12 protein-coding genes are annotated in these 14,997 nt (G+C 62.8%); 9 read left to right on the top strand and 3 right to left on the bottom strand.

Annotation, left to right across the window (positions count from 1 at the left end; all coding sequences use genetic code 11):
- Positions 1–64: 64 nt before the first annotated feature.
- The gene (locus ABQE93_RS08955) at positions 65–556 is read left to right on the top strand and encodes a hypothetical protein (protein ID WP_448406892.1); all 492 of its coding nucleotides are present in this window, start codon (positions 65–67) and stop codon (positions 554–556) included.
- 69 nt (positions 557–625) lie between these two features.
- On the opposite strand, the gene ABQE93_RS08950 is transcribed toward ABQE93_RS08955, so the two are convergent.
- Positions 626–2,233, bottom strand: a complete 1,608-nt coding sequence (locus ABQE93_RS08950; RefSeq protein ID WP_448412377.1) for a vWA domain-containing protein — start codon at positions 2,231–2,233, stop codon at positions 626–628.
- A gap of 604 nt (positions 2,234–2,837) precedes the next feature.
- Between ABQE93_RS08950 and ABQE93_RS08945 the strand changes: the two genes are divergently transcribed.
- From ABQE93_RS08945 to ABQE93_RS08920, 6 genes are all read left to right on the top strand, one after another.
- On the top strand, positions 2,838–3,347 hold the full coding sequence (locus tag ABQE93_RS08945) for a DUF4190 domain-containing protein (protein WP_448406894.1): 510 nt from the start codon (positions 2,838–2,840) through the stop codon (positions 3,345–3,347).
- A gap of 336 nt (positions 3,348–3,683) precedes the next feature.
- A complete protein-coding gene (locus ABQE93_RS08940; RefSeq protein ID WP_448412375.1) occupies positions 3,684–4,331 on the top strand; it encodes a vWA domain-containing protein in 648 nt (215 codons plus the stop codon).
- The gene (locus ABQE93_RS08935; protein WP_448412353.1) at positions 4,328–5,380 is read left to right on the top strand and encodes a PP2C family serine/threonine-protein phosphatase; all 1,053 of its coding nucleotides are present in this window, start codon (positions 4,328–4,330) and stop codon (positions 5,378–5,380) included. Before ABQE93_RS08940 ends, ABQE93_RS08935 begins: the two co-directional genes overlap by 4 nt.
- Positions 5,381–5,382: 2 nt before the next feature.
- Positions 5,383–7,002: a hypothetical protein gene (locus ABQE93_RS08930; RefSeq protein ID WP_448406896.1), complete on the top strand. Its 1,620-nt coding sequence runs from the start codon at positions 5,383–5,385 to the stop codon at positions 7,000–7,002.
- A 21-nt stretch (positions 7,003–7,023) separates the two neighbouring features.
- Entirely contained in the window at positions 7,024–7,812 is a 789-nt protein-coding gene (locus ABQE93_RS08925) for a hypothetical protein (protein ID WP_448406897.1), read from the top strand.
- Positions 7,813–7,846: 34 nt separating this feature from the next.
- The gene (locus ABQE93_RS08920) at positions 7,847–8,299 is read left to right on the top strand and encodes a DUF4190 domain-containing protein (protein WP_448438056.1); all 453 of its coding nucleotides are present in this window, start codon (positions 7,847–7,849) and stop codon (positions 8,297–8,299) included.
- A gap of 7 nt (positions 8,300–8,306) precedes the next feature.
- Here the strand turns inward: ABQE93_RS08920 and ABQE93_RS08915 are convergent, their stop codons facing one another.
- Complete coding sequence (locus ABQE93_RS08915; protein WP_448406899.1) at positions 8,307–8,933, bottom strand: hypothetical protein; 627 nt, start codon at positions 8,931–8,933, stop codon at positions 8,307–8,309.
- 789 nt (positions 8,934–9,722) lie between these two features.
- On the opposite strand from ABQE93_RS08915, the gene ABQE93_RS08910 reads away from it, so the two are divergent.
- The gene (locus tag ABQE93_RS08910) at positions 9,723–11,327 is read left to right on the top strand and encodes a hypothetical protein (RefSeq protein ID WP_448406900.1); all 1,605 of its coding nucleotides are present in this window, start codon (positions 9,723–9,725) and stop codon (positions 11,325–11,327) included.
- Between the two features lie 84 nt (positions 11,328–11,411).
- Here ABQE93_RS08910 and ABQE93_RS08905 read toward each other — a convergent pair whose 3' ends face one another.
- On the bottom strand, positions 11,412–13,124 hold the full coding sequence (locus ABQE93_RS08905; RefSeq protein ID WP_448406901.1) for a hypothetical protein: 1,713 nt from the start codon (positions 13,122–13,124) through the stop codon (positions 11,412–11,414).
- A 116-nt stretch (positions 13,125–13,240) separates the two neighbouring features.
- On the opposite strand from ABQE93_RS08905, the gene ABQE93_RS08900 reads away from it, so the two are divergent.
- Positions 13,241–14,977, top strand: a complete 1,737-nt coding sequence (locus ABQE93_RS08900; protein WP_448406902.1) for an FAD-dependent oxidoreductase — start codon at positions 13,241–13,243, stop codon at positions 14,975–14,977.
- The last annotated feature ends 20 nt before the right edge of the window (positions 14,978–14,997 follow it).

Below are 14,997 nucleotides of genomic sequence, written 5' to 3'. Positions count from 1 at the left end.
GTGGGTGAACTCCCCGCAGACCCGGTTGTCGCGATCGGACGGTTCGTGGATCGAGTTGGGCCGGGTGATGGCGAAGGCCGGTGAGGGCACCATCTATAGCCTCGCGCACCGAGCAAACCTGGTGGCGAAGGTATTTCACCCCGACCTTGCGAGCCTGGACGAAAAGATCGCCAAGGTCACCGCCATGGTCGGTACAGTTCCGCCGGGTGCAGTACTGGATGACGGGTTCGTGGTGCAGGCATGGCCGCAGCAGTTGGTGTATTACGACGGTGCGCCCGACGGTTTTCTGATGCGGCGCATCGACACGGTGCAGGCGGTGGAGATCCACTCGTTGAGCAACCCGGCGCACCGGCGCCGACCCACTGCCGTCGACGCCACAGTGGAAAACCGGGGCATCGTGGGCACACCTGGTCACTGCCGCCGAAAATCTCTGTCTGGCAGTCGATGTGGTGCATCACGTCGACGCTGTGATCGGCGACTTTCAGGAACGCAACATTCTGGTCGACGACACTGTCCGGGTCACGTTGGTGGATTGCGATTCCATGCAGTTCACTGACCCCGATGGACGTCAGTACCTTTCTCCGCGTGGGCGACCAGGAGATCAGCCAGAGCCGGACCTGGCCCGCTAGCGGATGACTCGCTCCGTCGATACCCACCCACTGCCGGTGTACCGGTGCGTGACTTCGATTGTCGCGTCGGGTGAATGGCCGAGGTCTGCGGTCGCTCCGCTGGTGTCGGGATAAACCAGCGTCTCGTCGGTTATGATCGCCGAATCGTCGATCTGCACGTGGTCAATCCGTCGAGGTTCGCCGTAAGTCTCACCACGAACCGGTGACTCACCAGGCATGATGATTCCGCCGATCGGCCGGGGAGAATTCGGATTCGAGAAGTCAAACACGCGGACAAATTGCATATTGGACGTACGCCCGGCACAGCACATGGCGAATGTAGAGCCGAAGCATGAGTAGCTGACCACCGCGTCCTCGGTGCCGTCGGCGTCCGCGTCGAGCCACCCCACCAACTTCGGATCTCTGATCGACGCACCGCCGAATTCGCCGGAGGCGGTCCGAGCTTCACCTTTGCCATCCCTGACCGTGATCGGAACGTCGTGATCCCAGCCCCTGGAACCGTCTCCGCATGAGCCGACCGGGAATGTCATGTTGCCGATAGTGAGGTCGGTGACGCCGGCAGGTCTGCTCGGACCTTTGGGTGGTTTGCATCGGCACAGGACGATATTTCTGATGCTGCCGGTGAATACGCCGCCGGCGGCCGAGTAGCCCTCGACCGTCATCCTGTAGGCGTTAACGGTATTGGGGTCGGCATCGAAGATGACGGTGCTGGTGCCGTCGTTGTTGGGTGTGGCACTGAGCGGTTTCCCGTAAATATCAATGGCTTTGGTGATGTCGTCACCCACACTGATGCCGTCAATGGTGCGACCGCCGTTGTGGGGCGCAATGGATTCGAGGGTGCCGTTGGTGAAGGTGTAGTCACAGTCGATCCAGTTAATGGTGACTGCTTCGGTGTCGGTGATCTCGGGGAAGCCGGGGTGTTGGCTTCGAATGTCGCCAATGGAGGCGCCCAGGTCGATACCGCCACGGCCGGTGCCGCTCAGCGATTTATTGGCCTCATCGATGTTCTGGGTGGCCAGTAGTCGGGCGGCGAGTTGATCGGCGTTGGCGGCTTGGACGTAGATGCCGCCGGTGGCGTCGGCGATGCAGCGCAGTTGGTCGGCGGCGGGTCCGTCGACCTTGAACCCGATGGTGGAGATGGTCAATCCGGGATGGGACTGTTTGATCTGGGCGGCGGTGTCACAGGGCGGGGTGTCGCAGGTCTCTTCTCCGTCGGAGACCAGCACGATCGCCTGGGGCGTGTCATCGGCGGGTAGTTGATCGGCCGCGGTCTGCAGCGCCAGGCTGATCGGGGTGTAACCCGACGGCGTGATCGAGTCGATGGCGTCGTTCATCGTGTCTCGGTTCATCGGCCCAAGTGGTAGCAGGACGGTGACGTCGCGGCATCCGGCCTGTTTGTCGGCTTCGGCGGAACCTGTGGTGGTGCCGTAGGTTTGCAGCGCAATGGTGGAGGCATCAGGCAGTGCGTCGATCAGGCCGTGGGCGGCTGATTTGGCGGCGTCGATGCGGGGCCCGGGGGCGTCGGCCTCGGTCATCGACCCGGATCCGTCCAGAATCAGAACAGTCGGCACTGAGGACGGCGCCGGTGGCTCTGCCGAGGTCATGGTCGGCGAGCTCATCTCGCGGCCGGTGGCGCATCCCGCCAGCAACACGCAACATGCAACCAAAGCCAGGACAACTTGCCTGTGCGTCATTGGCGGATTCTAAACGCCGAATGCTTGGTGCGGCGACGTGTTGGACGCATTGCCGCACCATGTCCTCCGAACGGTCGACGACCTGTGCTCCACACGAATGCACTTGGCGCAATCGATGTTCCACGACCGCACCATGCCGTACCGAGCAGAGCCAGAATGCGGTCGTCACGCAGAAATCGACGATCGGTGCGTACATTCGCGGAATTCTCCTGGGAAGCATCGGTATTCGTAATTTCAATCTTGGAAAATTGGGGCCGGGGGTACCCAGGTGGTCGTCACGGTCGTGGCATTCGGCGTGGCGCCGCGCCGCCTCAGGTATCGAACTTTCGCGACGAACGCCGGCCCTGAGGGTTGTGTTTGCGTTTTCAAATGACTCGGCCGCAGCGAAATTCGACTACCGGCGCTGGCGCGAGCGGTAGCCTGCTCAGGGGTGTGGACTGGCACGGCGCCGCCTAGTGAGTCAACGGTGGCAGTTGGCGATCTCCGCCGATGCTCACGTAAGGAGTGATGAGAGATGGGTGACCCATTCCGCAATCCGGGAGCGGGCCTTCCTCCGAGTAAGTACGGAGCCGGCTACACCGTCGGTGATGGCGCTACCGAGCCTCCGGCGACCTACGGTTACCCGGCGCAGTATCCACACCAGACACCCGAGCCTTCCGCTGCCGTCCACTACCCGCCGCCGCCCGGTCAGTATCCGGAGATGGTTATGCCCGTCGCGTATATGCCGGTGGCCAAGACGAACGGGATGTCCATCGCTGCGTTGGTGTGCTCGTTGGTATTTGCACCACTCGGCATCATCTTCGGTCACATCGCACTGTCACAAATCAAACGGACCGGTGAAGACGGCAAGGGTTTTGCCATCGCGGGTTTGGTGATCGGCTATATCTTCACAGCCCTCTTGGTGGTCTACATCGTCGTGGTCGTAATCTTTCTCGGCGCACTTGGATCGGCGATCAACGATTCGACCTACTACGACAGCACCTACTATTCGATGGCTTTAGCCGCCTTTCCGACACCGTCGTAGACGGCCGACGCCTATTACCTGCTTGGAAACCACAAGCCACCTCTTCGTTGGGAGAACGGTTCGAACAGCGTGCATCTTCGGCTCGTCATATTGAGTACTCGACGGGTTGCCACCCTCCGGTGGAACGGTGCGCAGCATTTCGACGACACCACCTAATCGAGTCGGTGTCGTACGAACATCGGACAGTTTGGCCGAGACCCCTCATGACAGAATCCAAGTTTGCTAATTTTGAATGTGCTGACGTCAACTTGAAGCGTTTCGAGTGCTTGGGGAGGGATTGAATTGAGTCAGTCCGACTGGGCGGTTGAGCTAAATGACGAGAACCCGGACCCTCGGGTGTCATGTGTCGTACTCGCAGATGTGTCGGGATCGATGCAGGGGGCGCCGATCGCAGCCTTGGAAGGCGGGTACGCGTCATTTACCCACTATCTGAACAACGATGTCCTCGCCAGCAAGCGAGTCGAAGTCGCTGTGGTTACCTTCGGCACGGTGGCAACAGTCCTGGTCCCGATGCAAGAAGCCCGAGGCCTGCAGCCGACGAGGTTCACGGCCTCGGGGCGGACCAATATGGCGGCTGGTATTCATCTGGCCCTTGACATCATCGAAGACCGAAAGGCCGCGTACAAGACCGCCGGCTTGCAGTATTACCGCCCGTGGATCTTGTTGTTGACCGATGGTCAGGCGAACCAAGAGGGTTTCGACGAGGCGGTGGCACGGCTCAACGCGGTAGAAGCCGCCCGTGGGGTCACAATCTTCGCCGTTGGTGCCGGACCCTATGTCGACTGGCAGCAGCTGAGTCGACTATCCATCCAGCGCGGACCCGCTCCGCTGGACGGGTTGAAGTATGAAGAGTTGTTCGAATGGCTTTCGGCGTCGTTGAGTAACGTCTCGAACTCGACCGAATTCGCCCGCACCGATGAAGCCCTCGCCGGTATGGGGCAGCAGATTACGTTACCTTCAGTCAGCGGGTGGGCTAGCGTGTGACGACGTCCGACGACGACTCTGGTCGCGGTGGACATTGGGAGTGGGCCGCGTGCGGCGCATCCGTGACCGGGAGTCAACACATCAGCCGCGGTTTGGGTTGCGACGACGCTTTCGCGTACGGCCATGTCGGTGACTTCATCGTCGCGGCGGTGGCCGACGGAGCGGGGTCGGTGTCGGGTACGTCGGCCTGGGGTTCCTATAGCGCCTGTCAGGCAGTGCTGAGCTTTGTCATGCACCCGGCATTCATTGCCAGCTTCCGCTCCGCTTCGGCAACCGACGCCGAAGCGATGATGCGGTGGTTGTTTACCTGCGCACGTGACAGCGTGACTAAACAAGCCGAGGGGATGGGCGTTTCGGTCGGACTGCTTGCCACGACCCTGTCTGTGGCAATCGCGTCAAAGGAACTGCTCGTGTTGGGTCAGATCGGCGACGGGATCATCGCGTCGGAAAGCGCTGACGGCATCGCTACACATCTCATCGAAGAGAAGGACGAGTACGCCAACGCGACATGGTTCATTCACAGTGACGAAGCGTTCGAGAAATCGTTTCGGGCATCGGCGCACGTCGGGGCGACTGCGTTCGCGTTGAGCACCGATGGGATGAGCTACAAGATCACCGACATCGTGACCGGAGAACCGTTCGAGCCGTTCTTCAAAGGCGCGTGGCAGCGGGTGCGTTCCGGTGCCGGGGCTTCGGATTTCGCGGCGCTTCTCCGCGGTATCGAAGACGATCAAACCGGCGACGACAAGACCATGGTGCTCGCCGCCATGCGCAGGGTTGACGATGAGTACTACCCGTCGGCCCGTCCAATCTTTCGCAGCGAGGTGAGTTCGCCGCCACCGCCAGCTCGACCTGCGGTGATGGAAGCAGCCCCTGCGCCAAAAGAACCCGCACAAGCGCAGACCGACGCTCCCACCCCGTTGGACGCTTCCGCCGAAGAACCGTCAACCGCGCCACTCAACGACCAAGCAGAGAAGGGGCGACACCGCTGGCGCAGACGCCGCACCAATACGGCGACCACACCGCTTGAGTCAGAACAGGCGCATTGAGAATGGATCTCACGACCAGCTCCGGCCTGGCAGTGCACCTAGGTGCGGTGCTTGCTCGAGCCGGTGAGGGCACAATCTATGAAATTCTCGGTCGCCCCGGCTTAGTCGCGAAGGTCTTTCATCCAGACCTTAAGAATCTGACGGAAAAGCTGGCCAAAGTCGGCGCCATGATCGCAACGCCGCCCGACGGTGCTATTCAGTCGGATGGTTTCGTCGTATTGACCTGGCCGACAGATCTGTTCGACGGACGGAATGGCGTCGCCGGATACCTGATGCCCCGAATCGATACGTCCGACGCCGTAGAGATCCACACGGTGAGCAACCCTTCCAACCGAGCGAATCCACTTCCCTCGGCGCCGGGTTGGACGCCCAACGTCACTTGGTCGCATTTGGTGAACGTCGCCGCGAACCTCTGTCTTGCAGTAGACGTCGTCCACCGGGTCGATGCTGTCATCGGGGATTTCCAGGAACGCAACATTCTGGTCAACGACACCACCAGGGTGACCCTGGTTGACTGCGATTCAATGCAATTCACCGACGGAGCCGGGCGCCAGTACCTGTGCGGTGTTGCGCGGCCTGAATTCACCGCGCCTGAGTTGTCCGGTGTCGATCTGCTTGCCACCGGAAGAGAAAAGCCGTCGGACCTATTTGCGTTGGCGGTGCACATTCATCTGTTGTTGATGGCCGGAAACCATCCGTTTCTGAGAGGCGAGTGGGCCGGTGCGGGTGAGCAGCCGGATGCGTTGACCTTGGCGGCGTCGGGGCAGTGGTCGGGGGGTCCGGGATCGGCTTTGCATACACATCCGCTGGCGCCTCCGATCAGCTTTCTGCCCGAGAATATTCAGGGATTGTTCATCCGCGCCTTCACCGACGGCGCACAGAATCCGGATGATCGGCCGACGGCAGCCCGGTGGCGACAGGCGCTGCTGGGCATGCAACTGGGAACCTGTCCGCGCGGTCACCAGATACCGATAGAGGCGGACCCCTGTCCGTGGTGTGTGATCGATGACCGGCGAGCGGCACGACGAAGTTCGCAGACGTCGCGTTCCGCCGCAGGCAAAACGGATCAGGTCATCTATCGAGTGGATGCACCGGCGCAGCTCAAAGCCGCACCCGTCGCGCCCCGTTTCTCGCAGCCGCCCGCGGCGTCAGCGCCATCCCCTCCCGGTAGTGGCCTCAACCGAAACCTGGTGATCGGAGCCAGCGTTGCCGCCTTTCTGGCGATCGGCTTGCTGTTGGTGTTCCTCATTCCGTCCGGAGGGCAATCGGATAACAAGGCTTCGTCGGCAACCGAACTGAATCGGCGGTCGGGTACCACTTCCGCCCGATCCGTCACGACTTGGGTGCAGCCTCCACCGTTGATCGCCCAACCGCCCCCGGACGCTACGCCGTGCGATGATCTCGGCGCGGGCAGGTACAGCCGCGCCGCGGCGGGGACTTCGGTCACTTCTTGCCCGTTTGCGATGAGCGTTCGTGACGCAGTCAACGCCACCGGCCAGTCAGTGCCGCCGACCGTCAACGCGTTCAGTCCGGTGACCCGCAAGTGGTATGCGATGACGTGTGTGATGGAAGATGTGTTGACGTGCCGGGGCGGCAACGATGCGGTTGTCTATGTGTACTGATTACAGCTGGGGAGGTAGCTGATGGCTGACGACAACGAACCGACGTGGGGTAACGACCTCGTCCCACCCACTCGACCGGACCCTGCCGCGACCCCATTGCCGAACCAGCGCTCGATGCCGGTCGTCGGGCCCCGGGTGCCGCCGCCGGCACCGCAGCCGCATGCCGATTACCAGCGTCAGGCGAAGCAGCACTTCGGCGCCCAGGCGACTCCCGCGGCCACGCCTCAGCCGATGTCCTATCCCGCGGTACCCTCAATGCCGCAAGCGCCGCCGCCGCAAGTGCCAACGCCGCGCCATCCCGTGGTGCCGCCGGTGGCGTACCCTGCTGCGCCCGTTCGTGATTCGTTCATCCAGCGGTTGATGCAACGCGGCGTCAGGGGAGAATTGATTCGTCACCCGCGGTTTCAGGATATGCGGCAACGGAACCCGGACCCGTTCGTCTATGTCAGTTACGCCGTGGGCGTTGTGCTCAGCCTGCTGCTGTCGCTGATTCCGTCAAGCTTTGTCGTGACAGTGCTGACTACCATGTTGTGGATCGGTGTCGGATATCTGTACTTCGCGCTGGGAACGAAACTGGCTCACCAGTTCGTGTTATTCGGAATCTGTCTTGTCGGTGCGTTGGTCATGGCAGCGCGGATGATCTCGTCGATGGTGCTCTTGTCGTCAAGGCCCAGCGGCTACTCGGCAGTTCATTACGAATCGGTCGCGGAGTCAATGTTTGTGCTGCTGATCAACCTTGCCGGTGTCGCTGCGTTCATCTACGTCGGTGTGCAGGTGCATCGGGTTATTCGACAGATGTCGCAGCCATGAATCGGCCAGTGACCCACAGTATCCGGAGCCGATGATGACTGATAACTCGAACGGTCCCGGTCCGGTGTTGCCGCCCAGCCGCTTTGGCGCGGGTTTCAGCGTGGGTGGCCCCGAGTCTCAACCCACTTATCCGCCACCGGCGTTCGCGGCGCCGGAACCGCCGCCACCGAGTCCGGCATACCCACCGCCGCCCGCGGCGCCCATGCAGTACCCGGTCGCGTGTACTCCGTACCCAGTGCTGATGCCGGTGGCCTACGTACCCGTGCAACGGACGAACGGTCTGGCCATTGCCGCACTGGTGTGTCCGTTGGTGACGTGTGTGCTGTTCCCGCTGGGCATCATCTTCGGACACATTGCGCTGTCGCAGATCGCGCGCACAGGGGAAGGCGGTCGAGGCCTCGCGATCGCCGGATTGGTGATCAGCTATGTCCTCGCAGCGATTGTCGGCGTTTTCTTGCTACCGCGGTTTCTAGGGGTCCCCTTTTAGCGCGCCGTCAGTACGTCGACGACGTCGAGCGCTGGCACCATAGCTTGGTTGTACTTGCGCTCGCGAGGATGAGTGTGACGACGGCGATCAGCGCCGGCAATCCGGTATTGAGCAGGACCATACCAACCAATTCACCGCTAACCGCGCGGCTCATCCCGACACTGTTGGCGAAGTTGGTCATCCAACCGACCGCTTGGAATGCGGCAATAGCCCAGAATATGTTCGTGGCGAGCACCAGCACGCTACCGAACATCACCATCGCCCGACCGGCTGAGATACGGCACAAGAGCAGAACTCCGCCAATCAGCAGCGCTGGCACCAAGATCAGTTGCGCTACCACCGAGGCGGCTGATCCGTACGCCCAAGCGGTGACCGACGGGTCCATTCCCAGGCTGGAAAGCTGACCGACCGACGAGAGCAGGCCCCCGATAGCCTCCCACCCCCGGATGACGTCGATGCCGTACCAGAGTGCACCGACCAAGCTCAGAATCGCCGCGATGGTCGCGGTACCGGGGATAGAGCCCGCCCCCGAATACGTGGGGCCGGGGATGACCGGCTGGGCAGTCGGTGTCGGCATCGGGTAGCCGGTCGGCGCGTAGGGATCCGGAACCGGCGGAGCCGGGTAGGCAGTCATCGCATGCGGGTCTGGCGCAACGGGATAGGGCGGCGGGGCCGGAGCCGGCGGGGGAGGTGGTGCTTGAGGCAGCGCGTAGGCCTGCCCGGTCTCGCCGTACGTTGTACCGGCTCCAAATTTGCTCGGCGGTAGCTTTTTCGACATTCCATCCCCCCGTCGCACATCGCCGACGGCACTTAGTTTCAGCGCCTGACATGCGTCAACGTATCACAGAACGACGCGCTGAAGGTTCCGTTGTCCGAGATGTCAACCGAACGTACGACGTGTTCGCTGGCATCGCATGCGTTGGGAATTTTGCCGAAGGGAGCGTCGTGCCATGCGGTGTGTCGAGGTCGATGTACGGGGAGCCGCTTAGCGCGTTCGAACGAGGAAGTCTTCGCCTCGTTGTCGACGCCGCTGAACAAACCTGCTCCACCTCAAGGTGATGTGGCACATCACGAGTCCGAGACACGTCCGCAGCCTTGATTCCGACCGAGCTGTTGTCTCGCTGGCCCCTCTTCACCGAGGACGACTCCATCACCGCCTGAGATGACCGGGCGCCGTTCATACGGGTGCTGCGGTGCGCACTTTGACGTGGGACAATCCTGGGATGAGTTCCTAAACTGCGGGCGTCGGCGGCCATCGCGCTGGGGCGCCGCTTAGTCGAGAGGAAGCGGGTTGGCCACGCCTGCTGGGTCAGTGTCATCGTCCGGAGGGCGGCGAGCAGGCGGGTTTCGGCTATCGACCGGGCAATCCATCGAGTTGGGTCCGACACTGGCAACCGCCGGCGAGGGATCAATCCACACTGTCGTGGATCGGCCGGAGTCGGTTGCCAAGATATTTCATCCAACGCTGAGTCAGCTTGAGGCCAAGCTCGACAAGGTCGCGGCAATGGTAGCGGTGCGACCGCTCGGCGCGACGCAGGACGATGGCTTTACGGTCCTGACTTGGCCGACTCAGCTCGTCAAGCGAGACCACCGACCCGTCGGCTACTTGATGCCCAGTATCGACACCACAAATGCGGTGGAGATCCACATCCTCAGCAATCCGTCAAACCGTGCCCATCCCTTGATTTCCGGACCGCAGTGGCCCCGCAACGTCAGCTGGGGTCACCTACTCACTGTCGCCACCAACCTATGTCTGGCGGTCGAGGTAGTGCATCGCATCGACGCGGTGGTCGGCGACTTCCAGGAACGCAATATTCTGGTGTCCGACACCTGCCGAGTGACTCTGGTGGACTGCGACTCGATGCAGTTCAAAGGTGCGGACGGTCGGGTCTTCCCGTGCGGTGTCGGACGACCCGAGTTCATCGCACCTGAACTGGTCGGTCAGGACCTGGGTACTCACCCTCGAAGTAAACCGTCGGACCTATTCGCACTTGCCGTTCACATCCACCTGCTCCTGATGGCCGGCAATCACCCATTCCTACGCGGCACGTGGACCGGCGAAGGAGAACAACCCAGCGCGGTGAAGCTGGCCATGGCCGGCGACTGGGCCGGCGGACCGCGGTCGCGCCTGCGTACCCATCCACTGGCTCCACCAGTCGACTTTTTGCCGGCAGCGGTTCAAGACCTCTTCGCGCGTGCCTTCACCGACGGTGCCACCGACGCCGAACGGCGGCCATCCGCAGCCGAATGGCGCGCCTCGTTGCGTGAAATTCAACTCACCAGCTGCTCTCGTGGCGCGCATCAAATTCCTCGCGAAACTGCGGTGTGCCCCTGGTGCACCGTCGAGGACGAACGCGCTCGACGCAGGAGTCGTGCGGCAGCGGCCGGGGTCGAACGTCAAACCGTCCACCCCGTGAAGCCGAGTCCAGGTGCGTCGGTGAGAAAGCCTGCAACGCCGGTGAAGAAACCGGTCTCCACTCGAACAGCCTTGAAAGGCAAGCACTCTCCGTCCGCGACGACCAAGGTGTCTCCGACCCCGAGGAAATTGGTCACTGATCAGAAGCCGCCGGGCAGTGCTCGGCCTGTTGCGCGCGCCAAGGCCAAACATCCAATATCAACTCGGCCGAAGGCCGGCGGTCGCCCTAAACGATCTGGGTGGCTGCTCGAGTTCGCCGTCGGAGTCGTAATTGCCGCCTTGTTAGTAGGCGCGACGCTGTGGGCGTTATGGAACTACAACGCTGGCTTCAGGTCGACGATAACCGCATTCTTAGACATCGCCGATCCGGCCCCCGGCGCTGACTGTCCGAACGTGGCAGGGGATCCGTACCGATTTGCCGTGCGCGGAAACGACGTGACGACATGCCGCTTCGCCTATGTCATCCGGAACCAAATGAACATAAGCCCGGCAGTGCCGGCGTCGTTTCGTGTCTACAACACCGACGACGCCGAGACCATCACGGTCGCGTGTGACAGGGTCGATACCGCCATAACCTGCACGGGTGGGTCGTATCTGGTTCGTCTGCGCTGATGGCGACCCGGTCGCGGCGGTGTTCATTGAGATTCTCCTCGATGGCGCGCGGCAACTCGGTATTTGTCAATTGGGTTTGCGCTTTCAGCACGTCAGGTAGTCCCTCGGATCGCTGACGGTATCCAGCCATTTCCCGTAAGCATCGCCCCCGGCCCGGCGCACTGCGGCACAGAGTTCGCCGACGGTGCGGCCCGCCGGACGATACACGGTATAGATTGGCGTTCCCTCGTCGCTCATCTGGCGCAGCGAGGGGCAGGAATGATCGGTGCGTAGGTAGGACGCGTCGGGGAAACGGTCCAGGCCACGCTGGATCTCCATGTCATACCTTCCCGGGGTCACTGCGTTCTGCAGTACGACGATTCCCATACCGTCGCAGGCGGGTACGGTGATCGGCTTGCTCACATTCAGCGCTACCGCGGACGCGTCTGGTCGATGGGTCGGCGTCGTGGTACCCGCTCGCCTGCTCGTGGTGTCGACGTCGTAGCGGGCGGAGGTCATCGTGGTTGTCGTCGCGACTATGTTCCCCGCCGTTGTCGATTCAGATCCGCTGTTGGAAGCGATGATGATGAGAATGACGGCGGCTAGCAGCCCAAGCGTACCGGCGCCCGCGGCGAGCAGAACTCCGGTGCGCCGCTGACTGCCGGGAGCCGCTGCGGCCCCGGACCCAGTGAAAGGTTTTGTGGTAGTGGGCTTGTGGGACGATGCTGGGGCAGTGCCGATTACCGGATGGACTTTTTGGGTCGCCTGGTTCTCAGCTGCGTATCGGCTGCGACGATGCATGCGTTCGTCATCGATGACACACCATGGGCAGTGTGGCGCCTCGATCGGGATCTGGTGCCCGCGTGCGCAATTACCCACTCGAACCATGTGCAGTGCTTGACGCCATTCGGTGGCGGTCGGTCGCGCCTCGGGATCACGCGCACCGTCGGTGAATGCCCGGATGAAAAGCGCCTGTATCTGGTCGGGCAGGAAGTCGACAGACGGTGCTAGTGGGTGAGAATGCAGCGCCGAACCCGGCCCACCGGCCCATTGCCCGGCCTTGGCCAACGTGAGCGCGTCGGGCTGATCACCGTGGCCAGTCCATATACCGCGCTGGAAGGGATGATTACCCGCCATCAGCAGCAGGTGCATGTGTACGGCCAATGCGAACAGATCCGACGGTTTGCGGCGCGCCGTGGTGGCGAGGTCAAGGCCGGCCAGTTCGGGAGCGGTAAACTCTGGACGACCGACCCCGCACAGATATTGGCGACCAGCCTGGTCGGTGAATTGCATCGAGTCGCAATCCACCAGGGTCACCCGCGTGGTGTCGTTGACCAAGATGTTGCGTTCCTGGAAATCCCCGATGACCGCATCGACCTTATGGGCCGTTTCCACGGCCAGGCACAGATTGGCGGCGACACTGACCAAGTGGTGCCAGGTGACGTGTGGGGTCCATTGTGGTGCCGAAGGCAGCGGATTCATTCTGTCGGATGGGTTACTCACGGAGTGGATCTCCACCGCATTGGAGGTGTCGATCCGCCACATGATGTAACCGGAGACGCCGTCACCCTCGACCAATTGCAATGGCCAGGTGAGTACCACAAACCCGTCCGACTGCATCGCGCTGTCCGGTGGTGTTGCCACCATGGCCGCGACTTTGGCGCGCTTGGCGTCCAGCGCCCTGAGTTCAGGATGAAAGATCTTGGCTGCCCAGTCGGGCCTGCCGGCGATCTCGTAGATGGTGCCCTCACCGGCGCGCGCCAGCACTGCGCCCAGTCGCACTGTCGAACCGTCCCCCAGGCGCAACACCGAAGTCACCAGATCCCTTCACCACGTCTCACCGGCCGTGTTCCGGCTGCGCTCATCTTTGCCCCCTGCAGCTGCTCGCGCAGCGGTGCTGGCATGTTACCCGCGGGTAAGCCCATACTGGGTGCATGAGACCTGACTACGACGTCCTGATCATCGGCTCGGGCTTCGGCGGCAGCGTGAGCGCGCTGCGGCTCACCGAGAAGGGCTACCGCGTCGGTGTGCTGGAGGCGGGCCGTCGCTTCGCCGACGAGGATTTCGCCAAGACCTCGTGGAACCTGCGCAAGTTCCTGTGGGCGCCGAAACTCGGTATGTACGGCATCCAGCGGATCCACCTGCTGCGCAGCGTGATGATCCTGGCCGGCGCCGGGGTGGGCGGCGGATCGCTGAACTACGCCAACACCCTCTACGTGCCGCCGGACCCGTTCTTCAACGACCCGCAGTGGAAGGACATCACCGATTGGCGCTCGGAGTTGATGCCGCACTACGACCAGGCGCAGCGGATGCTCGGTGTGGTGACCAACCCGACATTCACCGATGCCGACCGCATCGTCAAGGAGGTCGCCGACGAGATGGGCGTCGGCGACACCTGGGTGCCCACTCCCGTTGGCGTGTTCTTCGGGCCCGACGGCACCAAGATGCCCGGCAAGACCGTGCCCGACCCCTACTTCGGCGGGGCGGGTCCGGCGCGGACCGGCTGCATAGAGGTCGGCGAGTGCATGACCGGCTGCCGCCACAACGCCAAGAACACGTTGGTGAAGAACTACCTGTACCTGGCGGAAAAGGCTGGCGCAGAAGTACTTCCGATGACCACCGTCACCGGGTTCGAGCAACGCGCCGACGGCCTGTGGGAGGTCCGCACCGTGCGCACCGGAAGCTGGGTGCGCAAGAAGAGGCGCAAGATCACCGCCACGCACGTGGTGCTGGCCGCGGGCACCTGGGGTACGCAACAGCTGCTGTTCAAGATGCGCGATAAGGGCAAGCTGCCCAAGATGTCCGAGCGCCTCGGCGTGCTGACCCGGACCAATTCGGAGTCGATCGTCGGCGCGGGCAAGTACAAGGTCTCACCCGGTCTCGATCTCACCCACGGCGTGGCGATCACGTCATCCATCCATCCCACCTCCGACACCCACGTCGAACCGGTGCGCTACGGCAAGGGCTCCAACGCGATGGGGCTGTTGCAGACGCTGATGACCGACGGCGACGGCCCACAGGGCACCGACGTGCCGCGCTGGCGCCAGTTTCTGCGCGACGCAGCGGCCAACCCGCGCGGCACGCTGCGCATGATCAACGTCCGGCGCTGGAGCGAACGCACCGTCATCGCGCTGGTCATGCAGCACCTGGACAATTCGATCACCACGTTCACCGAACGCACCAAGCTCGGCTACCGCCGCCTGACCAGCAAGCAGGGCCACGGACAGCCGAACCCGACGTGGATCCCGGTGGGCAACGAGGTCACCCGGCGCATCGCCGAAAAGATCGACGGAGTCGCGGGCGGCACCTGGGGTGAGCTGTTCAACATCCCGCTGACCGCGCACTTCCTCGGCGGGGCCGCGATCGGCGATACCGCGGAGACCGGCGTCATCGATCCGTATCAACGGGTCTACGGGTATCCGACGCTTTCGGTGCACGACGGAGCGGCCATCTCGGCGAACCTCGGTGTGAACCCGTCGCTTTCGATCACCGCGCAAGCCGAGCGGGCGGCGTCGCTGTGGCCCAACAAGGGGCAGGCCGACCTGCGTCCCCCGCAAGGACAGCCGTACAAGCGCATCGACCCGATCCCGCCGGCCAACCCGGCGGTGCCCGCCGACGCCCCCGCAGCCCTTCGCCGGCTGCCGATCGAGCCGGTCACGTCCACGGGTTGATCTTGGCCCGGTGCGGGTAC

It is taken from the genome of Mycolicibacterium sp. XJ662 (assembly GCF_053484035.1).
The sequence above is the reverse complement of the archived record's forward strand: the minus strand, read 5'-3'. Positions and strand labels throughout refer to the sequence as shown.

What these genes read in the sequence shown, in the direction of transcription:
- ABQE93_RS08950 (WP_448412377.1), bottom strand. Translation starts at nt 2,233, where the DNA reads ATGACCTCGGCAGAGCCACCGGCGCCGTCCTCAGTGCCGACTGTTCTG.
- ABQE93_RS08945 (WP_448406894.1), top strand. Translation starts at nt 2,838, where the DNA reads ATGGGTGACCCATTCCGCAATCCGGGAGCGGGCCTTCCTCCGAGTAAG.
- ABQE93_RS08930 (WP_448406896.1), top strand. Translation starts at nt 5,383, where the DNA reads ATGGATCTCACGACCAGCTCCGGCCTGGCAGTGCACCTAGGTGCGGTG.
- ABQE93_RS08925 (WP_448406897.1), top strand. Translation starts at nt 7,024, where the DNA reads ATGGCTGACGACAACGAACCGACGTGGGGTAACGACCTCGTCCCACCC.
- ABQE93_RS08920 (WP_448438056.1), top strand. Translation starts at nt 7,847, where the DNA reads ATGACTGATAACTCGAACGGTCCCGGTCCGGTGTTGCCGCCCAGCCGC.
- ABQE93_RS08915 (WP_448406899.1), bottom strand. Translation starts at nt 8,933, where the DNA reads ATGACTGCCTACCCGGCTCCGCCGGTTCCGGATCCCTACGCGCCGACC.
- ABQE93_RS08900 (WP_448406902.1), top strand. Translation starts at nt 13,241, where the DNA reads ATGAGACCTGACTACGACGTCCTGATCATCGGCTCGGGCTTCGGCGGC.